This is a genomic window from Chitinophaga sp. CC14 (genome assembly GCF_048957795.1).
Taxonomy (GTDB): Bacteria; Bacteroidota; Bacteroidia; order Chitinophagales; family Chitinophagaceae; genus Chitinophaga; species Chitinophaga ginsengisegetis.
Genome location: NZ_JARBFY010000002.1, coordinates 109304 through 132279, shown reverse-complemented (window position 1 = coordinate 132279; position 22976 = coordinate 109304). Strand labels below are relative to the sequence as shown.

The 22976-nt window shown below is 49.2% G+C and carries 24 protein-coding genes; 14 read left to right on the top strand and 10 right to left on the bottom strand.

The genetic code is table 11. The features are described from left to right. Positions 1-42: 42 nt before the first annotated feature. The 6 genes from PV783_RS09875 to PV783_RS09850 all read left to right on the top strand — a co-directional run bounded on the left by PV783_RS09875 (position 43) and on the right by PV783_RS09850 (position 5382). Complete coding sequence (locus PV783_RS09875) at positions 43-675, top strand: DUF5683 domain-containing protein (protein ID WP_079468914.1); 633 nt, start codon at positions 43-45, stop codon at positions 673-675. A 42-nt stretch (positions 676-717) separates the two neighbouring features. Beyond that, positions 718-1437, top strand: coding sequence for a 4-hydroxy-tetrahydrodipicolinate reductase (gene dapB, locus PV783_RS09870; protein ID WP_420987861.1), 720 nt, complete (start codon positions 718-720; stop codon positions 1435-1437). A 151-nt stretch (positions 1438-1588) separates the two neighbouring features. Next, positions 1589-2008 carry an RrF2 family transcriptional regulator gene (locus PV783_RS09865; RefSeq protein ID WP_079468916.1) on the top strand — a complete coding sequence of 140 codons (420 nt, stop codon included), beginning with the start codon at positions 1589-1591 and terminating at the stop codon, positions 2006-2008. 417 nt (positions 2009-2425) lie between these two features. Beyond that, complete coding sequence (locus tag PV783_RS09860) at positions 2426-3109, top strand: phosphoadenylyl-sulfate reductase (RefSeq protein WP_079468917.1); 684 nt, start codon at positions 2426-2428, stop codon at positions 3107-3109. A gap of 35 nt (positions 3110-3144) precedes the next feature. Next, positions 3145-4053: a sulfate adenylyltransferase subunit CysD gene (gene cysD, locus PV783_RS09855; RefSeq protein ID WP_079468918.1), complete on the top strand. Its 909-nt coding sequence runs from the start codon at positions 3145-3147 to the stop codon at positions 4051-4053. A gap of 81 nt (positions 4054-4134) precedes the next feature. Next, a complete protein-coding gene (locus PV783_RS09850; protein ID WP_079468919.1) occupies positions 4135-5382 on the top strand; it encodes a sulfate adenylyltransferase subunit 1 in 1248 nt (415 codons plus the stop codon). 71 nt (positions 5383-5453) lie between these two features. Here the strand turns inward: PV783_RS09850 and PV783_RS09845 are convergent, their stop codons facing one another. Further along, positions 5454-6392, bottom strand: coding sequence for an NAD-dependent epimerase/dehydratase family protein (locus tag PV783_RS09845; protein ID WP_079468920.1), 939 nt, complete (start codon positions 6390-6392; stop codon positions 5454-5456). Positions 6393-6637: 245 nt separating this feature from the next. Here PV783_RS09845 and kdsA point away from each other — a divergent pair, with 245 nt between their 5' ends. Further along, positions 6638-7459, top strand: coding sequence for a 3-deoxy-8-phosphooctulonate synthase (kdsA, locus tag PV783_RS09840; RefSeq protein WP_181785016.1), 822 nt, complete (start codon positions 6638-6640; stop codon positions 7457-7459). Positions 7460-7577: 118 nt separating this feature from the next. Continuing rightward, positions 7578-7979 carry a hypothetical protein gene (locus PV783_RS09835; protein WP_111579493.1) on the top strand — a complete coding sequence of 134 codons (402 nt, stop codon included), beginning with the start codon at positions 7578-7580 and terminating at the stop codon, positions 7977-7979. 80 nt (positions 7980-8059) lie between these two features. On the opposite strand, the gene PV783_RS09830 is transcribed toward PV783_RS09835, so the two are convergent. Then, positions 8060-8281, bottom strand: coding sequence for a PspC domain-containing protein (locus PV783_RS09830; protein ID WP_079468922.1), 222 nt, complete (start codon positions 8279-8281; stop codon positions 8060-8062). A gap of 210 nt (positions 8282-8491) precedes the next feature. Between PV783_RS09830 and PV783_RS09825 the strand changes: the two genes are divergently transcribed. The 3 genes from PV783_RS09825 to PV783_RS09815 all read left to right on the top strand — a co-directional run bounded on the left by PV783_RS09825 (position 8492) and on the right by PV783_RS09815 (position 12054). Further along, positions 8492-10762, top strand: coding sequence for an aconitate hydratase (locus PV783_RS09825; protein WP_079468923.1), 2271 nt, complete (start codon positions 8492-8494; stop codon positions 10760-10762). Positions 10763-10845: 83 nt separating this feature from the next. Then, positions 10846-11463, top strand: coding sequence for a hypothetical protein (locus tag PV783_RS09820; RefSeq protein WP_420987860.1), 618 nt, complete (start codon positions 10846-10848; stop codon positions 11461-11463). Positions 11464-11472: 9 nt separating this feature from the next. Then, positions 11473-12054, top strand: a complete 582-nt coding sequence (locus PV783_RS09815) for a TIGR00730 family Rossman fold protein (protein WP_420987859.1) — start codon at positions 11473-11475, stop codon at positions 12052-12054. Here the strand turns inward: PV783_RS09815 and PV783_RS09810 are convergent. Next, positions 12051-13100, bottom strand: coding sequence for a DUF4421 domain-containing protein (locus tag PV783_RS09810; RefSeq protein ID WP_079468926.1), 1050 nt, complete (start codon positions 13098-13100; stop codon positions 12051-12053). The two genes, PV783_RS09815 and PV783_RS09810, sit on opposite strands and share 4 nt — an antisense overlap. A gap of 32 nt (positions 13101-13132) precedes the next feature. Further along, the gene (locus tag PV783_RS09805; RefSeq protein ID WP_262488100.1) at positions 13133-13603 is read right to left on the bottom strand and encodes a metallophosphoesterase family protein; all 471 of its coding nucleotides are present in this window, start codon (positions 13601-13603) and stop codon (positions 13133-13135) included. A 56-nt stretch (positions 13604-13659) separates the two neighbouring features. Here PV783_RS09805 and purU point away from each other — a divergent pair, with 56 nt between their 5' ends. Both purU and PV783_RS09795 read left to right on the top strand, forming a co-directional pair. Next, a complete protein-coding gene (purU, locus tag PV783_RS09800) occupies positions 13660-14529 on the top strand; it encodes a formyltetrahydrofolate deformylase (RefSeq protein ID WP_079468928.1) in 870 nt (289 codons plus the stop codon). Between the two features lie 33 nt (positions 14530-14562). Continuing rightward, the gene (locus tag PV783_RS09795; RefSeq protein WP_420987858.1) at positions 14563-15396 is read left to right on the top strand and encodes a CHAD domain-containing protein; all 834 of its coding nucleotides are present in this window, start codon (positions 14563-14565) and stop codon (positions 15394-15396) included. Positions 15397-15426: 30 nt separating this feature from the next. Here PV783_RS09795 and hutG read toward each other — a convergent pair whose 3' ends face one another. The 6 genes from hutG to PV783_RS09765 all read right to left on the bottom strand — a co-directional run bounded on the left by hutG (position 15427) and on the right by PV783_RS09765 (position 21947). Then, positions 15427-16431, bottom strand: a complete 1005-nt coding sequence (gene hutG, locus PV783_RS09790; protein ID WP_079468930.1) for a formimidoylglutamase — start codon at positions 16429-16431, stop codon at positions 15427-15429. After that, positions 16428-17654 (bottom strand): imidazolonepropionase, encoded by a 1227-nt coding sequence (gene hutI / locus PV783_RS09785; protein ID WP_420987857.1) that lies wholly within the window; start codon positions 17652-17654, stop codon positions 16428-16430. The genes hutG and hutI overlap by 4 nt, the downstream gene beginning before the upstream one ends. A 30-nt stretch (positions 17655-17684) precedes the next feature. Continuing rightward, on the bottom strand, positions 17685-19355 hold the full coding sequence (gene hutU, locus PV783_RS09780) for a urocanate hydratase (protein WP_420987856.1): 1671 nt from the start codon (positions 19353-19355) through the stop codon (positions 17685-17687). Beyond that, entirely contained in the window at positions 19333-20901 is a 1569-nt protein-coding gene (gene hutH, locus PV783_RS09775) for a histidine ammonia-lyase (RefSeq protein WP_079468933.1), read from the bottom strand. Before hutH ends, hutU begins: the two co-directional genes overlap by 23 nt. Before the next feature lie 30 nt (positions 20902-20931). Continuing rightward, positions 20932-21411, bottom strand: a complete 480-nt coding sequence (locus tag PV783_RS09770; RefSeq protein ID WP_079468934.1) for a MarR family winged helix-turn-helix transcriptional regulator — start codon at positions 21409-21411, stop codon at positions 20932-20934. Between the two features lie 131 nt (positions 21412-21542). Continuing rightward, positions 21543-21947, bottom strand: coding sequence for an SET domain-containing protein (locus PV783_RS09765; RefSeq protein WP_079468935.1), 405 nt, complete (start codon positions 21945-21947; stop codon positions 21543-21545). Positions 21948-22072: 125 nt separating this feature from the next. Between PV783_RS09765 and PV783_RS09760 the strand changes: the two genes are divergently transcribed. Next, positions 22073-22951 (top strand): bestrophin family protein, encoded by an 879-nt coding sequence (locus PV783_RS09760; protein WP_079468936.1) that lies wholly within the window; start codon positions 22073-22075, stop codon positions 22949-22951. Positions 22952-22976: the final 25 nt, after the last annotated feature.

Sequence of the window (22976 nt, the reverse complement as noted above, 5' to 3'; positions counted from 1 at the left end):
CTACGATACTTTTTGTTGTTTTTAATCGCGGTTGTAGTGGTTATGCCAGTGCACGCACAGCAGGATACCCTGCGCCCCATTGCTAAAACAATGGATACCATCATCCGGCCTATACCTGCACCAGGTACGGATACCGTAAAAGCAAACAAAGCCATCTTCACAGACAGCGCTTATATTCCTGATTCCAAACTCCCCCACAGCCCGCGTAAAGCAGCCCTTTACTCCGCCGTGGTGCCGGGGCTCGGACAGGCATACAATAAAGAATACTGGAAAATTCCAATTGCATATGCCGCCATTGGTACCTGCGTTTATTTCTTTGTGGATAACATGAAGACCTACAAGCTGTACCGCGATGCCTACCGCCTCCGGGTGGATGGCAACCCGGATACCAACGACACCAGCCCGGATACCAAACCTTACGATACCGAATCACTGAAGGTGGGCCGCGACCAGTTCCGGCAATATGTGGATTACTCCGTGCTGTTCTTCATCCTGGCCTATGGCGTAAACATTATAGACGCTACCGTATTTGCACATCTCCGCAATTTCGATATGTCGGACGACCTGAGCATGCGCGTGTCCCCCACCATCATCAACAACCGTACACTGGGCATCGGCGTAAATATTTCTTTTGGCGGCAAAAAAGGCAAAAGCCGGTACTTCGCCGGCCGCTGATCATCATTAATACATCAACTTTAAATACAACTTGCAAGGGTCATGAAAATAGCGCTCATCGGATATGGTAAAATGGGACAGGCAATAGATGCAATTGCCACTGCCAAAGGACACGAAATAATACTCCGGGTAGACGTTGGCAGCAAACACCTGCTGGAAAAAGAACACCTAGGCCAGGCAGATGTAGCCATCGAGTTTACCACACCTGAAACAGCCTACCACAACATCTTAAAATGCTTCGATGCAAATGTTCCCGTGGTATCCGGTACCACCGGCTGGCTGGATAAACTGCCGGAAGTAAAAGCGCTTTGCCTGGAAAAAAAACAGGCTTTCATCCACGCCACCAATTTCAGCATCGGCGTAAATATCTTCTTTGAACTGAATAAGAAACTGGCAACCCTCATGGCCGGCCAGCCACAATACAACATAAAGATGGAAGAGATCCATCATACCCATAAAAAAGACGCACCAAGCGGTACCGCCATCACACTGGCAGAACAGGTACTGGCCGCAGTGCCTCGCAAAACCGGCTGGGTAAACGAAGAAAGCAATCAACCGGAAGCACTCCCCATCATCTCTAAAAGGATTGATCCGGCGCCGGGCACACACACCGTAACATATACTTCCGCCATCGACGATATTTCCATCACACACACTGCCCACTCCCGGGAAGGCTTTGCAGCCGGCGCCGTAGTGGCGGCAGAATGGCTGAAAGGCAAAACCGGCGTGTTCACCATGCGGGATGTATTGAATTTAGGATAGCAGCAGCTAAACGCGTTAGCCGCCGGACCCCGCTCCGGTGGCTAAAAGGCAGCCACTCACTGCTGGCAGCTAAAAACTGCTTATCTTTGCAGGAATATAAAGTGTGCACCGCACTATTAGTTCATCCGTGGAGGGATGCAAAAAAGTCAGTATGTTATCGAAAAAAACGCAATACGCATTTCACGCATTAGTACACCTGGCAGAGAATGTAGATAAAGGACCCATCCTGATATCCGAAATTGCACAGGAAAAAAATATCTCTATCAAATTCCTGGAAAATATTTTGCTGGAGTTGAAGAATGCCGGCATCCTCGGCAGTAAAAAAGGAAAAGGGGGCGGTTATTACCTCATGCGACCTCCCAAAGAGATCGCTCTGGCGAAAATCATCCGCCTGCTCGACGGACCTATTGCGCTGCTTCCCTGCGTAAGCCTCAATTACTACGAACGCTGCGAAAACTGCCGCGATGAAGCCGTTTGTGGCCTCAATGAAGTAATGGGCAAAGTGAGGGATTCCGCCCTGAAAATCCTCGAGAACAAAACCTTGAAAGATATCCTGACCCGAAACAGCTAATCAGGGTGTAAAATATCCGAGCCGGCCACGTGCCGGCTTTTCCGCTACAGTAAAGGGTTTCAGGATCAAGTCCACGTCCCCTCCACGTCACCTCCGGGTTAACAGCACGTATACTCCAAGTGCTAAGTAACTCCTATCCCACTCCACAGCGAATCCTCCCTATGTTCACAGCAGGTATACCACCTTTTGCCCATTCCCCCGGTTCGTCCACTCCCACGCTGCTTTCTATGCCCCATCTTAGCAGGTTCCCCCAACTCCACCCATTTTCTCCCCGCCACCACAGCCCCTTTACAGGAAAGAAATAATTTTTTACCCTATTAGTCTATCTTTTTTATAGGTTTTATGTATTTTTGTAAGAGGAGTGACCGTAATCGCTCCGCTGGCACTAGACATATCAATTCAATAAGGAAGATCTACATGACAGACATTACCACCGCGCTGGTCAACAAATCAGTGGAGGAGGCCATACAGTACCTGTTGGAACAATACCCCGGTGCTGTAGCATTCTCTACCTCTTTTGGCCAGGAAGACCAGGTAATATCAGATATTATCTGGCGTAACCAATTGCCGGTTAGAGTTTTTACCCTGGACACGGGCCGCCTCTTTCAGGAAACATACGATGTAATGGACCTCACTATGGCCCGTTATAAACAACCTGTAGAAGTTTATTACCCGGACACCACCGCAGTAGAAAAACTGGTTTCCACCAAAGGACCCAACAGCTTTTACGAATCAGTGGAAAACCGCAAGGAATGTTGCGGCATCCGCAAAATTGTACCCCTCAACAGGGCGCTGGAAGGCGTAAAAGTATGGATCACCGGCCTCCGGGCTGAACAGTCCGAAAACCGGCAGGGCATGGAAATCCTCGAATGGGACGAACATCGCCACCTCTATAAATTTAATCCGCTGATCCACTGGGGCTACGACGAAGTACTGGCCTACCTGGAACAACATAACGTGCCCTACAACAAACTGCACGATAAAGGCTTCATCAGCATTGGCTGCGCACCCTGTACACGCGCCATTGAGCCGGGGGAAAATCCCCGCGCCGGCCGGTGGTGGTGGGAACAGTCGCAGAAAGAATGCGGTTTGCACGGATAACAAATATTAGCTTTTAGAATAAATTATTATAGTCCATGACTAATCAAATAAATTGGGAATTTCCTCAGGCACTGGAAGATGAAGCCATCTATATACTTCGTGAAACAGTAGCACAGTTCGAAAAACCAGTGCTGCTGTTCTCCGGCGGCAAGGATTCAATTACACTCGTACGACTGGCACAGAAAGCATTTTACCCCGGCAAAATACCTTTCTCCCTGCTGCATGTGGATACCGGCCACAACTTCCCGGAAACCATCGAATTCCGCGACTGGCTCGTGAATACACTCGGACTGGACATCATCGTAAGAAATGTACAGGACAGCATCGACCAGGGTAAAGCCCAGGAAGAAACCGGCAAATACGCCAGCAGAAACGCCCTCCAAACCGTTACCCTCCTCGATGCCATCGAAGAAGGAAAGTTTGACGCCTGCATCGGCGGCGCCCGCAGGGATGAAGAAAAAGCCCGCGCCAAAGAAAGAATCTTCTCCGTAAGAGACGAATTCGGTCAGTGGAACGCCAAAATGCAACGCCCCGAACTGTTCGATATCCTCAACGGTAAAATCAATATCGGTGAAAACGTACGCGTATTCCCCATCTCCAACTGGACCGAACTGGACGTGTGGAATTATATCGTTCGTGAAAAACTGGAAATACCTTCTATCTACTTCTCCCATGAAAGAGAAATCATAGAACGCGATGGTCTTTACTGGCCTTACTCCTCTTTCCTCAACACCACCGCCGACGAAGTACCGTTCCGCCAGAAAGTACGCTTCCGTACCGTAGGCGATATGACCTGTACCGCCGCCGTATTATCGGAAGCCGATAAACTGGAAGATATCATTGCCGAAATTATGGAAGCAAAGATCTCCGAACGTGGCGCACGTATAGACGATAAACGCTCTGAAGCCGCTATGGAAAAGAGAAAACAGGCAGGATACTTTTAACAACACTTCCTGTAACACACGCTTTAACTTAATTGAACACATCTTTTAACGCCAGTCGCTAAAAGCAAAAAAATAAAAATAATGGAGGTTTTACGTATAGCCACTTCCGGTAGTGTAGACGATGGTAAAAGTACCTTAATAGGCCGTTTATTATACGATACCAATTCTATTCCGCAAGATAAAATGGAAGCGCTCCACGCTGCCAGCAAACGCAAAGGACTGGATTTTACGGACCTGTCGTTGCTGACCGACGGACTGGTAGCAGAACGTGAGCAGGGAATTACGATAGATGTGGCACACATCTACTTCTCCACCCCTACCCGCAAATACATCATTGCCGATACCCCCGGGCATATTGAATATACCCGCAACATGGTAACCGGCGCCTCCAATGCACAGGTGTCGCTGATCCTCATCGACGCACGCAGAGGCATCGTGGAACAAACACACCGCCACTTCTTTATCGCCAACCTCCTGCGTATTCCGTACCTGGTGGTTTGCGTAAATAAAATGGACCTGGTAGATTACAGCGAAGCCCGTTTTAACCAGATAGTGGAAGATTTCCAGCAAATGCTCGATAACGCCGGGTTTAAAGGACAGGAAGTAAAGTTCATTCCCATCTCCTCCCTGTATGGCGAAAACGTTGCCAGCCGCACAGGCTCTATCAACTGGTACAATGGCAGCACCCTGCTGGAATACCTGGAACAGGTGTCGTTCGATCATGAAGACCGTAACCACCCTGCCCGTTTCCCCATTCAAAGCGTGATCCGTCCGAGAACCACCGAATACCACGATTTCCGCGGCTTTGCGGGCAAAGTGGCCAGCGGTCATTTCTCTGTAGGCGATGAAGTAATCTCCCTGCCCTCCGGGCAAAAGAGCCGCATCAAAACCATTGAGCAATTTGAAAAGCAACTACCGGTGGCGCATGCACGCGAAAGTGTGGTGATTACCCTGGAAGGCGAAATAGACAGCAGTCGCGGCAACATGCTCGTGAAAACAAACGAAGTGCCGCCGCAACTGAAGGAAATAAGCGCCAACATCTGCTGGATGGACCAGCTGCCGCTTACTCCGGGTAAAACCTACCTGTTACAGCATGGCGTTAACCGCGTGAAAGCAAAGGTGCAGCAGATCAATTACATTACAGATGTAACCAATCATGTGCAGGTAACAGATAAAGCATCCATGACGCTGAATGATATCGGCAGAATTACGCTGAAAACAGCAGCACCGATATTTGCAGATCCTTATCAGAGCAATCCTGCCAACGGCGCCTTTATTCTCATCGATGAGTTTAATAACACCACCGTGGCTGTGGGTTTCATTGAATAGCAGTACCTCTTTATAAAAACAAGAAAGCAGCGGAGATCCGCTGCTTTTTTTGTTTTCATGGAATGGTTAAATTAAATATGTTGAAGCATATCTTTTGTCATTGCGGCCAGGTCAAATTCAGGCTTCCAGCCCCAATCTGCACGCGCCTGGCTGTCGTCGATACTGTTTGGCCAGCCGTCTGCAATCTGCTGACGGTAATCCGGCTCATAAGCCATCGTGAAAGCAGGAATATGTTTCTGTATTTCCGCACCTATTTCTTTCGGGGAAAAACTCATCGCACCCAGGTTATAGGCAGAACGTACTGCTATTTTAGACGCGTCGGCTTCCATCAGTTCAATGGTAGCGCGGATAGCATCCGGCATGTACATCATCGGGAGATAAGTATTTTCAGACAGGAAGCTCGTGTATTTCTGGTGCTCTTTGGCCTCATGGAAAATTTCAATGGCATAATCCGTAGTACCGCCGCCGGGCGCTGATTTGTAGCTGATCAGGCCGGGGTAGCGCAAACTTCTTACATCCACACCAAAGCGGTGGTTGTAGTATTCGCACCAGCGCTCACCCGCAAATTTGCTGATCCCATAAATGGTGGTAGGCTCAATAATGGTGTGCTGGGGCGTTTCCTGCGCCGGTGAGTTAGGACCAAATACCGCAATGGAACTTGGCCAGTATATTTTATCAAGATTTTCTTCTTTCGCAATATCCAGTACATTCAACAGGCTCTGCATATTGATATGCCATGCCAGCAATGGATTTTTTTCACCGGTGGCCGACAGGATCGCCGCCAGCAGATAGATCTGGGTGATATTATGACGGATCACCAGCACATGCAGCATCTCCTTGTTCATTACATCCAGCGACACATACGGACCGGTTCCCTTCAGCAAATCATGCTCTTCCCGCAAATCGGAAGCCAGCACATTCGCATCTCCATACATCTTTCTTAAAGCCAGGGTCAGCTCCACGCCAATTTGTCCGCAGGCGCCTATAACCAGTATCTTATCTTTCTTCATACAAAAATATAATTGTAAGCTATTTTAAATCGGACCGTAATATTAACAGCTTCGCCGCTATTTCCACTCACCCCTTCCCAGCGCATGACAATGCTATAACAATAAAATGAACGCCGGGTTATGCACATGGTTTTCAGATTACAATGTTATGACAATTAGCCCAAATGAAGCGGCTTCATAGCCTCCCTTTGCCTGAGAATGCCTATCTTTGCACCTTCAATTAAATGACACAATTTTTTCAAGATATGAAGCATTTAAAATCTTTATTCAAAGAGCAATACAACCCCGAAAATTTCTTCCTGATTGCTGGTCCGTGTGTGATTGAAGAAGAATCCATACTGATGGAAGTGGCTGAAAAAGTGACCACCATCTGTAAAAGATTAGCGATCCCTTATATTTTCAAAGCTTCCTACCGTAAAGCTAACCGTACCAGTGTGCATTCCTTTACCGGAATCGGAGATGTGGAAGGGCTGGAACTGCTGCAGAAGATAGGTAAAACTTTTAATGTTCCCGTTACTTCAGATATTCACTCCGCTGCAGAAGCTGCTATGGCAGCCGCTTACGTGGATGTGTTACAGATTCCCGCTTTCCTCTGCCGTCAAACAGATATCCTGCTGGCCGCTGCAGAAACAGGTAAAGTAGTAAATGTAAAGAAAGGACAGTTCCTCAGCGGCGAATCCATGAAATTTGCTGTGGAAAAGATCAAGGGAGCCGGTAATGATCATATCATCCTTACCGAACGCGGTACCACCTTTGGCTACCAGGACCTGGTTGTGGATTACCGCAACATTCCCATTATGAAACACCTGGGTGAGCCTGTGGTAATGGATTGTACCCACTCCTTACAACAGCCCAATCAAACCAGCGGCGTAACCGGTGGTAACCCGCAAATGATCAGCACCATTGCCAAAGCAGCTATTGCTACCGGCGCCGATGGCCTGTTCATTGAAACACACCCCGATCCTTCCTGTGCAAAATCTGACGGCGCCAATATGCTCCGCCTGGATTTACTGGAACCATTGCTGGAACAACTGGTGGAACTCCGCCAGGTAGTGAGAAAGTTTTAATCCGCACCACATAAAGAAAAAAGCGATTACCACTGGAAGGTGATAATCGCTTTTTTCTTTACACGAAGCTTTGCACTTTTTTCAGTAAATTCATGAAACACATAAAACACAGTTCACTATGATTAATATCCACGAATTAAAATCAGGTGATACCATTATCACAAATTATGGCGGGACAGAAAAGGAAGGGAAGATTTTGCAGGTAGATCATGAGGACAAGAAAGTGTTGGTGGCTACAGATGAAAATGAGTTCTGGTACGATCTTGATAACCTGGAACCTGTTCTTCTGACCGAGGCCACCCTGCTGAAACTGCAGTTTCATAAAGATGAAGCGGCATCGTCGAAGGCAGGAGGAACATTGTATGTGAGAGGCCCGTTCTCCATCCGCTGGTTTGAGGAAGGCCATAACCCGCTTTTGCAGCTGCACTACCGGGACGAAACCAGGAATCTCGTAGAGCCGATCACGTTAAATGAGTTGCAAAACCATTATCACGGCATGACGCTGTTTCATCTGGAATAAACAAAGAAAAATATACCCAGGAAATAAAAGAGGTGGTTCACGGATAACGCGAACCACCTCTTTTTCTTTATATCAATAACTTATAAGTAACGCAGTGGATTTCTCCGGGCATTCAGAATATAATTCTTCATATTTACCCAGAAGGCAAGAATCATGTATACAATGAGCGGGGACCCCATTGTAAGGAAAGTGGCATAAATGAAAAAGATGCGTATACGGGATGTGGCTACCCCAAGTTTATCTCCTATAGCGGCACATACACCGAACGCCTTCCATTCCACAAAGTCTTTTATCCGGTTCATAAATCAAATTTATCAAATTCCGGCTGGAAAAACAAGGAAAAAACGGCTGGTAAGGCTATTCCGCCATAACGGGCTGAATATCACGGGAACCGTTAAAGTACCAAAAGTTTACACACAGTTGGCCGGATGTTAAGTATTTAATTTAAAAACTTGCCGATTTTAGTTAATTTTGCGAGCAATTTTTAACCGCTCTTAAATAATTTTTTTCCCATGGTGTTTGATATTGACATGATTAAAAAAGTGTATGCGGCACTCCCGGGTAAGGTGGAAGCTACCCGTAAAATGCTGGGTCGCCCGCTGACACTGGCTGAGAAGATTTTGTACGCACACTTGTATGCACCTACTACCACGCCCTACGAAAGAGGCAAATCCTATGTTGAATTTGCGCCGGATCGCGTAGCTATGCAGGATGCAACCGCCCAGATGGCATTGCTCCAGTTTATGACCTGCGGTCGTGATAAAGTTGCGGTTCCCTCCACTGTTCATTGTGATCACCTCATTCAGGCAAAAGTAGGCGCTACAGAAGATCTGGCAACTGCTATTGACACCAATAAAGAAGTTTACGATTTCCTTTCCTCAATTTCTGATAAGTACGGCATTGGTTTCTGGAAACCAGGCGCTGGTATCATTCACCAGGTAGTGCTGGAAAACTACGCGTTTCCGGGTGGTATGATGATCGGTACTGACTCCCACACCCCTAATGCCGGCGGTTTAGGCATGGTGGCAATTGGTGTTGGTGGTGCCGACGCTGTTGACGTAATGGCTGGTTTACCCTGGGAGCTGAAAATGCCGAAACTGATCGGTGTGAAACTGACAGGTAAAATGAGCGGCTGGACTTCTGCCAAAGATATTATCCTGAAAGTAGCAGGTATCCTCACCGTAAAAGGTGGTACCGGCGCTATCGTGGAATACTTCGGCGAAGGTGCGGATAGCTTCAGCGCTACCGGTAAGGCTACTATCTGTAACATGGGTGCTGAAATCGGCGCTACCTGTTCCCTGTTTGCATACGACAGCAAAATGGCCGACTACCTGAAAATCACCGGTCGCGCAGAAGTAGCTGCCCTGGCTGATGAAGTAAGAGATCATCTCCGTCCGGATGCAGATGTATACGCAGATCCTTCCAAATACTACGACCAGGTAATTGAAATCAACCTGGACGAACTGGAACCATATGTAAACGGTCCGTTCACACCGGATCTGGCATGGCCTATCTCCAAATTTGCACAGGCAGTAAAAGAAAACAACTGGCCTGAAAAACTGGAAGTAGCCCTCATCGGTTCCTGCACCAACTCTTCCTACGAAGATATTTCCCGCTCTGCTTCCCTGGCACAACAGGCCATCGACAAGCAACTGGAAATGAAATCTGAATACACCATCACTCCCGGCTCTGAACTGGTACGTTTTACCATTGAAAGAGACGGTTTACTGAATACCTTCGACCAGGTAGGCGGTGTGGTACTGGCAAATGCCTGCGGTCCGTGTATCGGTCAGTGGGCCCGTCATATCGACGACCCTACCCGCAAAAACTCTATCATCACTTCCTTCAACCGTAACTTTGCGAAGAGAAATGATGGTAACGCTTCTACCCACGCATTTGTAGCTTCTCCGGAAATTGTAACAGCACTGGCCATCGCAGGTGATCTTACCTTCAACCCGCTGACCGACAAACTGAAAAACAAAAACGGTGAAGAAGTAATGCTGGACGAACCGGTAGGTTTTGAACTGCCTCCAAAAGGCTTTGCTGTAGAAGATGCCGGTTACCAGGCCCCTGCTGCCGATGGTAGCGGCGTTCAGGTGAAAGTATCCCCTACCTCCGACCGTTTACAACTCCTCGCGCCATTTGCTGCATGGGAAGGCACCGATCTGAAAGGATTGAAACTGCTCATCAAAGCAAAAGGTAAATGTACTACGGATCACATCTCTATGGCTGGTCCATGGCTGAAATACCGCGGTCACCTGGATAACATCTCCAACAACATGCTCATTGGTGCGATCAACGCATTCAACGATAAAAGCGATACCGTTAAAAACTCCATCACCGGCGAATATGGTGCAGTACCTGCTACCATGCGCGACTACAAAGCACACGGCTTCGGTGCAGTAGTAGTAGGGGATGAAAACTACGGTGAAGGCTCCAGCCGCGAACACGCTGCAATGGAACCGCGTCACCTCGGCGTTCGTGCTATCCTGGTGAAATCTTTCGCCCGTATCCACGAAACCAACCTGAAAAAACAAGGTATGCTGGGTCTGACCTTCGCCAACAAAGAAGATTATGACCTGATCCAGGAAGATGATACCATCGACATCCTCGGTCTTACTACCTTCGCTCCCGGTAAACAACTCACCGTTGTGCTTCATCATAAAGATGGCAGCACCAGTGAGTTCCCTGTAAACCACACGTACAACGAACAACAGATCGAGTGGTTTAAAGCAGGTGGCGCACTGAACGTAATCCGTGCAGAAGCTGCGAAAAAAGCTTAATCCAAAGCTTTAACATACAAGGAACGGGCAGAAAGAGTTTCTGCCCGTTTTCTTTTTAAATGACGACCCGAAAAAGAACCCATATGTCTGCATTAAATGTCATCTGGTCTTCCCTTCATCCCAACACAGACGCCACGCTGGTTAACAGCTCCTACACGGCCCTGGTGGATGCGTATCAGTCCCACGGAAGGTACTATCACAACTGGTCGCATATACAGCAGCTGGTAAGCCTGCAACAGGCATATGTGCATCAGCTCACAGATCCGGAAGCCGTACTTTTTGCCATCTTCTTTCATGATATCATTTATAACCCGCTGCAACCCGATAATGAAGAACGCAGTGCTGCTGCCGCGGTAACCCATCTTCATAAAATTAATTACCCGGTGGAAAAAAACACCAAAGTCAGCGATTTCATTATCGCTACCAAAACACATATCAATACTCATCACGATCCGGACCTGGATTACTTCCTCGACTTCGACCTGCAGATCCTCGGCGCCTCCCCGGAAACATACCGGGCCTACGCGCAGCAGATCCGCCAGGAATACCAGGTTTACCCGGACGATGTGTATATCCCCGGACGCAGAAAAGTATTGCAGCATTTCCTGGAAATGCCCGCTATTTACGTAACACCGGCGTTCCGTGAGTTATATGAAACCGCCGCCCGGACAAACATCCAGGCCGAATTGAACACTTTATAATCCAAGGATATGAATCGAATTGTTGTTTATTGTGGCTCCAGTGCCGGACATGATCCCGTTTATATGGAACAGGCCACCCGCCTGGGCGCCGCACTGGCCCAACGCAACCTTACACTGGTGTATGGTGGCGCTAAAGTAGGACTGATGGGCGCTGTGGCTGATGGCGCCTTAAATGCCGGTGGCAAAGCCATTGGTGTACTGCCGCACTTCCTGCAACAGAAAGAACTGGCGCATACCGGCCTCACAGAACTGATCCTGGTAGATACCATGCACGAACGTAAAACAAAGATGAATGAATTGTGCGATGGCGTAATTGCACTGCCCGGAGGCTTCGGCACTATGGAAGAATTATTTGAAATGCTCACCTGGGGACAACTGGGCCTGCATAAAAAACCGGTCGGCCTGCTCAATGTAAATGGTTTCTACGATGCCCTCATAGCCCTGTCGAAAACTATGTCTGAAAAGGGTTTCCTCACGGCAGAGAACCGCGATATGCTGTTATGCAGCAATGATATCAGCGACCTGTTATTACAAATGGAAAGATACCAGCCACCGGCCAGGTCCAAATGGATTTCACCGGCGCAAAGCTAGATCGTCTTTGACCGCCAGAGCGGCTTTTCCAGGGTGAAACGGCGCACCAGGCTCACCCTGAAATTGCCTGTACCAAAAGTTTGATAGGTATGCGGTATGGACATTCCGCTGCGGGTGTTCATGCCTACGTAATGTATCCCTGCAAAATAACGGCTGGAATTATACCCCAGCGAAGCCCGCACAGTATTGCTGAATTGCAGTCCCGCTTTACGGCTCACATCCCCGTTTTCCAGGAACAGGGTGGTGATATTTCCTCCCAGCCCACCTGTGAGCGACAAGGATAAAAAGAAATGCTCTTTCAGCACAAAAGTATAGGCGTATCCTACATTAGCAGCCAATGAATTAATACCGGTTTTATAATAGTGCTCATCCCGCAGAAATGCGGTATCTGCCATGTTGGTAGGAATGAGGGAAGAATCGCCTTTGATACGGGCCAGGAACACTTCCCCACCCACAATCAATGAACCGGCGCTTTTCTTCTGATATTCATTCTGCAGGTTGGGAGCGCGGTAAGAAAAACGTTTGTCGTTGAAGATGTAGCCCACATTCAGGCCAAAGTCGGTATTCCTGATATCAGGCCGCTGCGGATAAGGATTCAGCGCGGTATAGGCTTTGCCGTATACTTTCTCCGGGTTGGCTACATAGTAGCCTTTATAGTATTGGGCGTAGATGTCTACCACAATTTTGCGGAGGTACACATGCGATTGCAGATCGAGGTATTTTGTTTTACCATACCGCTCCGTACTGTTAATAAACGGCAGGTTAAACCCGATGTTAAGTCCTATGAACCGGTAGTTGGCGCCAAATCCTACGTTGAAAGGGGTATTGGGTCTGTAGAGGATATCGGTTTTTGTTTTCCGGTCCATGATATCGTACTTGGTGTACTTACGGGAGCCATACAGCCGGAAAGTGATATCTTCCGTATGATCTTCGATATACGCTGTATCATTTTCTGTTTTCAGCCATTTCAGGAATTTTCCCTGCGCCCTTGCCTGTGCAGTTCCCAGTCCCAATATTACCAGCCATGCTAAAATTCGTAGGTTCATAAGTGTTGTAGGTTGTAAGCAATGTTGATTGATCAGGGAAGCTCTATCACCTCCAGTTGTTGAATATTGCCAGCCTCCAGCTGAAAACGCAGCAGTGTTTTTACCTTATGCCATCCTTGTTGTCCGCATGCTCCCGGGTTCATATGCAACAAATGAAGTGCCGCATCCGGCATTACTTTCAGGATGTGCGAATGCCCGCAGATAAACAGTTTGGCCGGATGCTGTTTCAGCTGTTCCTTCACGCCGGGGGCATATTTCCCCGGATATCCGCCAATATGTGTCATCATCACCTCTACTCCTTCCAGGTTGAAACGGAGGGTTTCGGGATAACGGATACGGATATCTGCCCCGTCGATATTCCCAAAAACAGCCCTGAAAGGCTTGAATTTTTCCAGTTTATCGGCCAGATCCACATTACCGATGTCGCCGGCATGCCAGATTTCATCTACTTCTTCAAAATATTTGAATACCTGTGGATGCAAATAGCTGTGGGTATCCGACATTAGTCCTATCTTTTTCAACGGAGAATTGTATTAATATTTTATATTTTGGTAGTCATATGTTAAAACAAGAAGTCCCTCATATCACCGCCTGTCTGCTTATTTGCTGTCCGGACCGGCCAGGCATAGTAGCCGGTGTATCACAGTTCCTGTACCTGTTGGGTGCAAATATACTGGATGCAAGTCAACACAGTACCGACCCCCGGGAAGGATTATTTTTTATGCGCATGGAATTCCAGCTGGAGCGTCTCGATAAAGCCTCCCTGGAAGCGGCTTTCCAGCAACAGGTAGCTACCCCGCTGCAAATGGAATGGAAAATAGATTACAGCGATCGCCGCAAACGTATGGCTATCATGGTATCGGCGTATGATCATTGTTTGCTGGAATTATTATGGAGATGGAAAAGCGGTGAGCTGGCGGTAGATATCCCGCTCGTGATCTCGAATCACGCTTCCCTGGAAAAAGAATGCACCGCATTAGGCATCCCTTTTCATTACCTCCCGGTAAGCAGCGCCACCAAAGAACTGCAGGAGCGCGCCGCTATCCGGCTGCTGGAAGAACATGGGGTAGATTTCACGGTGCTGGCCAGGTACATGCAAATCCTGTCGCCACAGTTTGTAAGCCATTATCCGCAGCGCATTATCAATATCCATCACTCTTTCCTGCCCGCCTTCGCCGGTGCACGGCCCTACCTCAACGCCTATACGAGAGGCGTAAAACTGATCGGCGCCACCGCCCACTACGTTACCAACGAACTGGATGAAGGCCCGATTATTGAGCAGGATGTGGCCAGGGTAAGCCATAAACATACCGTGGAAGACCTGGTGATGCTGGGACGCGACATTGAACGGCAAGTGCTCACCCGTGCGGTGAAAGCGCATATCGACAACCGCGTGATCCTGCACGGCAACAAAACCATTGTGTTCTGATGGTTTCAGCGTATTTCGTTAACTTTAAGAAGCATGCTACAAACAGCGCTATATCATTATCTCCGTAAGGAATGCGATACGGTAACCGCCGCATATGCCACGCTGCAGGAGGCTCCCGGCGATGCCGATGCCATACATGCCATGCGGGTAGGCGTAAAAAAGCTGAAAGCATTTTTTTCACTGGTAAAACAACTACCGGACTATTCATTCGGATCAGGTAAACATCTGCGCACCGCCAGGCTTATACAGTCGATAGGCGGCGCTTCACGGGATGCGCACCTGCAGGAAAAAAACCTGCGCCGCTATGAAAAAAAGGTGTCCTGGCGCTTTTCAGTTGCGCACCTGCTACTGCAAAACAAAGCCGCTACCGCCAGTGAAATGCTGGCGGCTACTCTGAAGTACTGCTCCCTGAAAAAACTGGACTCACTACCGGAACAATTCAAAGAAGCGATTGCAGATACCGACCCCAAAACCGCTACGGCTGCATTGATCAGCTACCTGGAAGCGCAACATAAAAAAATTACGGTGCCCGCCAGCAGGGCGCATCATACCGTGTGGCATGAGGTCAGGAAAGAGGTAAAAGCATTATACTATCAGCTTAATATACTGGAACAGATACTCCCCGCTGTTTTCACAGAAAACCTTGCCACGCCTACCCGTAAAGCGGGTGAGCTGCTCGGGCAATGGCATGATACCAGCGTATTATTATTGTTTGTAAAGGCAACGGTAGCGCAGCTGAAGAAAGAAAAAGTAACGGTGCCCGTGAATGCGCAACAGCTCATACAGCTGTTGCAAATGGATATGAAAGAACAACTGGCGCAATGCGCCTGGCAGGTAAAGGAACTAAAAGCCGTAGCCGGCTTTTAGCGTATACCCGTTAAAGGTAACGGCTACACGCTAAAACGCCTCTTCCCCGCTATATGCCATTACAATCTCAAAAACCAGGGCTGCGGCCAGTTTCGCAGTACGGTTATCTGTATCCAGTGAAGGATTCAATTCTGCAATATCGGCGCCTGCCACTTTCCCGCTTTCCAGTATTTTGCGGAAACACTGCAGGAACAAACCTCCCGGCATAATACCGTTATAGGCGGTAGCGCTTACTCCCGGTGCAAATGGCGCTGCAAATACATCGAGGCAGGTGGTCAGGTATACTTTATCTACCTGGCTGAGAAAATGCTGGATGGCGGCAAACAGCGTGTCTTTATCCTGTAAATGAAAAGCATCTGCGCTTACATAAGTAGCTTCTTCTTCTCCCGCAATATTAAAAAGCTGGCGGGTATTACCATTCTTCTGGATGCCCAGGGCCAGGTAATGAAAAGGCGTACCGGATTGTTTGGCGTCCTGCGCCAGTTGCCAGAAGCCGGTACCTGAGCTGGCGCCTTCTGCACCGGGAACACGGATATCAAAGTGCGCATCAAAGTTGATATAGCCTACGGATTGCTTTCCGGCAAACCGGCGGATACCACTGGCATGCCCATACGTAATTTCATGACCACCACCCAGTAACAGCGGCAGGTAACCCGCAGTAAGGATTGCGTTCACGGCTTCGCTGAGTACCAGCTGTGCATTTTCCAGCTCGCCATTGGGGCAAAGGATATCCCCTGCATCCAGTAAAATCGTTTGTGTGGAAAAGTGAACCGGGAAGTTGGCAATCACCTTCCGTATGGCCGCTGGTCCTTTTGCAGCACCTGCCCGGCCTTTATTACGGCGCACCCCTTCATCGCAGGCGAAGCCCAGCAAGGCAATACCTTTCTGGCCTGGCTGCAATGCAGGCAAGGGCGACTGTAACAGGTCCGTTACAGTGATCACCTGGTGCCAGCGCAGCAGGTCGGGGTCGGTACCATCAATACGACCGGTCCATGAACCCGCTACAGTGGGCTGATAGCTTTCTTTTGTTATCATACTAAAACTCCTTTCTTCCATACCAGTGCAGGCTTCATCTTGCCCTGGTAATAAAGTATATCACGGTAATCAGCGGTGGGATAGGCCTGCATATCAGCGGTGTAACCTGCCAGCAGCTGGCCTGCATCTTTCAGTTGCAATGCGGGCGCTGCTCTTACGGTCAGCGCGGCCAGCACTTCTGCGGTGGATAACTTTTCCGCGGCGCTCATTACGGCAGCCTGTACCAGCAAATCGCCCATAGGGGCCGATCCCGGGTTCCAGTCGCTCGCAATAGCCACACAGGCGCCTGCATTCAGCAACCTGCGCGCCGGTGCATATAACATCCCCAATCCCAGTGAAGCACCCGGCAAAACTACTGCAACCGTGTCAGAATTAGCGAGTAAAGCAATTTCTTTTTCCGTGCTGGCCTCCAGGTGGTCGGCAGATAACGCCTGCGCATTCACCGCTACTTCAGCGCCACCAGCGCTGAACTGATCCGCATGCACCGTTGCCACAAATCCCTGCTGCATGGCCTGTTGCAGGAAACCGGCAGCAGCCTTTGCAGAAAAAGCAGTTTCTTCTATAAAAATATCTACCCGGTTACTCAATTGCTCCTGCTGTATTACCGGCAACAGTTCCGTTAAAATCCATTGCAGGTAAGCTTCTTCACTGCCGGTATAATCACGCGGTTTCATATGCGCGGCCAAACAGGTGGAGATGAGCGTGGCAGGCGTGTGCATGCCCGCCTGTTGTATGGCGCGCAGCATCTTTAATTCACTTTCCAGGTTCAAACCGTAACCACTTTTTACTTCAATAGTGGTAACACCTTCCTTCAGATGCCTGTTGGCGCGGGCCACCGTATTTTCCGTGAGGGTAACGAGGTCGGCTATACGTGTTTTGGTAACAGAGTCCCATATACCGCCGCCGGCACGGGCTATTTCCAGGTAGCTTTTACCGGCAATGCGCATGGCATAATCGCGGTTACGGGTACCATCGTAACAAATGTGTGTATGACAATCAATAAATCCCGGCAATAAAACCAGCGGCGTATCCTGGAAAGCAATTTCACAATCCGGGTATTTCTGCAACAACGATTTATACCCTGCTATGGCAATGATCTCCCCGTTTTCCACTACTACCCCGCCTTTCTCTATCACGGTTAACTGTTCATCGTGCAGGGCGCCTTTCAGCGACAGGCCCGTCATTGGCAGGATCTGGGCAAAAGGACCGATTAATGTTTTCATGGGCAATGATTGAGCGGTTGGCCGCTGTTATTAAATGCTGATATTAAATTTCTGTCCCCACTCCTGTGCCTTTTCATAACCGGCATCCGCATGACGGAAAATACCCAGCGCCGGATCATTGAAGAGCACACGACGGAGGCAATCGGCTGCACGGTCAGTACCATCCGCCAGTACTACCATACCGGCGTGTTGTGAATACCCCATACCTACGCCGCCGCCATGATGGAAAGAAACCCAGGTAGCGCCGCCGCCGGTGTTGGCCATGAGGTTGAGCAGGGTCCAGTCGCTCACGGCATCGGAGCCATCTTTCATGGATTCTGTTTCCCGGTTGGGGGAAGCCACAGAGCCACAGTCGAGGTGATCACGGCCAATTACAATCGGCGCTTTCACTTTTCCTGTTCTCACCAGCTCATTAAAAATAAGACCTGCCTTCTCGCGTTCGCCCAGGCCCAGCCAGCAGATGCGGGCAGGCAATCCCTGGAACGCCACTTTTTCCTGCGCCTGTTTCAGCCAGTTGATCAGATGCGTGTTTTCCGGGAATGCTTCCATCAGCGCGCGATCGGTGGTATAGATATCTTCCGGATCGCCGGAAAGGGCTACCCAGCGGAAGGGGCCTTTCCCTTCACAGAAAAGCGGACGGATATATGCCGGCGTAAATCCGGGGAAGTTGAAGGCATTGGGCTCTCCGCCTTCCCGCGCAAATTCGCGGATGTTATTACCATAATCAAAAGTAACGGCGCCCTTCTGCTGCAACTGCAACATAAAGCCTACATGACGCGCCATGCTTTTCAGCGACAGCTCCCGGTACTTTGTAGCATCGCTCTTACGCAGTTCCAGTGCGGCCTGCAGCGTGATGCCGTTGGGCACATACCCGTTCAGCGGGTCATGCGCAGAAGTTTGATCAGTGAGAATGTCCGGTATGATATTGTCTTTCAACATCCTTTCCAGCATATCACCGGCATCGCTTACCAACCCGATAGACAGTGCCTCGCCTTTGGCCTGTGCTTCCTTCGCCCATTGGATGGCCTCTTCGTAGGAATAAGTCATACGGTCGATGTAGCGGGTATCCAGTCTTTTCTGAATGCGTGTAGGATCAATGTCGGCGCCAATAAACACGGCACCGGCCATAGTGGCCGCCAGTGGCTGTGCGCCGCCCATACCGCCAATACCCGCTGTTACCAGCAGTTTGCCGGCCAGGCTACCATTGAAATGTTGCCGGCCGCATTCCATAAAGGTTTCATAGGTCCCTTGCAGGATACCCTGTGTACCGATATAGATCCAGCTGCCCGCGGTCATTTGTCCGTACATCATCAGGCCCTTTGAACGCAGTTCGTTGAAATGCTCCCAGGTGGCCCATTTCGGCACCAGGTTGCTGTTGGCCAGCATTACTCTTGGCGCCTGCGGATGCGTGCGTACAATACCAACAGGTTTACCGGATTGTACCAGCAGGGAATGCTCGTCGTCCAGCGTTAATAATATTTCGATAATTTTCTGAAGAGATTCACGGTTACGCGCTGCCTGGCCGATGCCGCCGTACACCACCAGCTCATCGGGGTTTTCGGCTACTTCTGCATCGAGGTTGTTGAGCAGCATACGCAGGGGCGCTTCGGTTTGCCAGGATCTGGCGTGCAGCTGTGCACCACGCGGCGCTTTATAATGCGGGTGAGCTGCATATGTTTTAATAAAGTCCAAACTGGTCATTATAAAGTCCGTTTAAGTTAAGTTGATGATTAGCGGCAGCCTCATTGGCTACACGTACAAGCGACTGATCGGTAACGATGCAATGCAAAGCGGCAATATCGTTGGCGAAGATGCGGTCTTTATCTGCAAAGGTTACATGCTTACGGGTATACTGATGCACGGCTTCCAATACCGGACCTGATTTCAGCGGCCGGCGGAAATCCACTGCCTGCGCGGCATACAGCAGCTCAATAGCGAGGATGTATTCGAGGTTGCCGATCACCTGGTTTAATTTGCGGCCACTGATAGAACCCATGGATACATGGTCTTCCTGACCCAGTGAAGTAGGCACGCTGTCGGCGCTGGCGGGGAAACACAGTGTTTTGTTTTCTGTTACCAGGGCGGCGGTGGTGTATTGTGGTATCATGAAACCGGAGTTAAGCCCGGCATCCTGGATCAGTAATTTTGGTAGCCCATATCTTCCCTCAATCATCATATAACAACGCCTGTCGGAGATGTTACCCAGTTCCGCAGCGGCTACAGTGGCGTAATCCAGGGGCAATGCCAGTGGCTGTCCGTGGAAGTTGCCGCCACTGATGGTATCTTCTGCGCTGAAGATGATGGGGTTATCGGTAACAGCGTTCAGCTCTATAGTAGTAAGTTCCTGCAGGTGCTGCCAGGCGGTGCGGGAGGCGCCATGTACCTGTGGCATACAACGCAGGGAATAAGGGTCCTGTACACGACCGCAGTCCACATGCGACGACATGATCTCCGAGTTATCCAGCAACGCCTTCAAACGGTGCGCTACCAGCTGGTTGCCGGGATACGGGCGGATGGCGTGTAAGCGGGGATCAAAAGGTTTGGCGGTGCCCATCAGTCCTTCGAGTGATAATGCGCCGATGATATCTGCCGCTTCGAGTGCGTTGTGCAGGCGTTGCACGGCTTTAACCGCAAACGACAGGATGAACTGTGTGCCGTTGATGAGCGCCAGTCCTTCCTTAGGGCCCAGCACTACCGGCTGTATCCCTTCCTGCTGCATCATGGAAGCCGTATCTGTTTTCACGCCACGGTACATCACATGCCCCAGCCCGATCAGTGGCAGGAACAGGTGCGATAAAGGCGCGAGGTCGCCGGAAGCGCCCACAGAGCCTTTTTCAGGCACCAATGGCGTTACCTTATGCTCAATATGCCAGATGATCCTTTCGAGGGTGGACAATGCCACGCCTGAGTAACCCTGTGCCAGCGCCTGCACTTTGGTGATAAGCATGATGCGGGCAATTTCTTCCGGGATATTTTCTCCTACGCCTACGCTATGGCTTTGCAGGATATTGTATTGCAGGGCGCGGGTATCTGCTTCCGAAATCTTGGTGTCGCACAGGGGGCCGAAGCCGGTGTTGATCCCATATACTGTGGTATGTTGCGCCACAATGGTTTGTACATAGCCGAAGCTGGTTTGTACACGCGTAATGACTTCCGGTACCAGTATGCCTTTCACCTTGCCGGCGGCAATATCAATAGCGCGGGCAACGGTGAGCTGGTCAATACCGTACTTAAAAATATCACTCATGTCAATAGATTTTTCTGGTGTATGAAGTAGTTATAACTGTTGTCTGATTCTTTCTGACAAAGGTTTTTGCTGTACCGATTGTTCAATCTGGGCGATGGCTGCCAGTATCTGCTGGCTTTGTTTGTTTTCCGTTACCAGTGTTTCCATGGCGGTGGTAATGGCTTCCCATACGGGTTGGATCTGTTGCAGCAGCTCTTCGCCTTTTTTGGAGAAGGCAACCAGTTGCCGGCGGCCATCTTCCTTACACGGCGTTGTTTTCAGGAGTCCTTTCTTTTTCAGGTTGGTCACCATCTGGCTTACGGCGGAGTGGGATATTTCCAGCTGTTCGGCAATATCTATCATGGGTACCGGCTGTTGTTTTGACAAGAGGTAAAACACCGGGAACCAGCTGGCGTCAAAGGGTATGCCTGCCTGTTCGTATACTTTATTTACTTCCATGAGGAAGTATTCGCTCAGCCTGCGCAGGCGGCTGCCAAAAACGAGGTAACCGAGTGATGGATAGAATGACATATGAAAAGGTTGACGTTAATATTATATAAGCGCTTATACAATATTACGAAAGAAATACGAATAATATAGTTGCCGGGCAGGAATTATTATTCACTGTCATCCGCCTGCAACGGTACTATTCGTACTGTTTGTTACTTCTTTACGGTTTGTTTCTTTTTGGTATCAAACCAAAGGGGGGAGCTATCCGTTACATCACCGTTGTAGTTGATAAAAAGCTCTTCTCCTTTCTTGATATCACGACGGGTGATGATACTCATGGTTTCTTCCTTGAAGTCCATTTCATACTCACAGTTGGGATTGTAATCATGGTTGTAGATAGAGCAAAAGCCCAGTGCCACGCAGGAACGGGTTTCTTTTGCGCCCCAGAGAAAAATATAATTATGGAGTCTTGTCTGATCCACAATCTCGGTATCGTCGTAAGTGAGAACGAGCACCGGTGAAGTCTCGATTCTTGTTCCGGCAGGGATTTTTTCTTTGGTATAAACTCCCCGGCCTTTTCCTTTCGACTTATCAATGTACAAATACGGCTTTATCATAGCGCAATTTCAAATAAAAGAAGACGTAAAGTAAAGTTAAAGCAGGAAGTTATCAAAATCATGTTTAAAAAATTTAGGTTTGCCGCCCGGAAAATATTTTTTTTGCCTTTCATTAACCAGTATATATGATCAATTATAATCCAAAGGAGTGGTTTACGTTCATTTTCCGTATTCATAAAGCGGATACGGTAAGGAAGCTGTTCCCCATGTTTATTGGCCTCTCCATCTATTCCGCCATTATAGCCTGGCTGGAACTGGAGGTATGGAAGATGTCTGACAAGAGTGAGTTAAAGAATATAACGCTGATGTATGGCCTGCTGGGCTTTGTGATTTCCCTGTTGCTGGTGTTCCGCACCAACACGGCGTACGACCGCTGGTGGGAAGGCCGCCGGCAATGGGGCGCCCTCGTGAACAGCAGCCGCAACCTGGCCATAAAGATCCAGGCCATGCTGCCGCTGGAGAACAAGGCCGACAGGGAGTTCTTCAAAGTAATGATCCCGAACTTCGCTTACGGCCTGAAAAACCACCTGCGTAAAACTTATGTGCATGACGAGATGGAAGCCATACCAGGACAGGAGCCACTTCATACTGATATCAGTAAACATGTACCTAACCAGCTGTCGCAACTCATCACGACTAAAACGATGGACCTGTACCGCAACGGGCAGCTCACCGGGGATCAGCTCATTGTGCTGAACAACGAACTGCAGTCGTTTGCAGATGTATGCGGCGCCTGCGAACGGATCAAAAACACCCCGATCCCTTTTTCCTACAGCGTATTTATCAAGAAGTTCATATTCTTCTACGTCATGTCCATGCCCTTTGGATACGTGTTCAGTTTGGGTTACCTCATTATCCCCATGATCGTATTCGTATTCTTTGTGCTGGCAAGCCTTGAGCTTATTGCAGAAGAAATTGAAGATCCGTTTGGCAAAGACGCCAACGATTTGCCGCTGGATAGCATTTGCAGCAACATCCGCCTGCACGTATCAGAATTATTATAACGACTGCCCCGGCAGCGTGCTATTT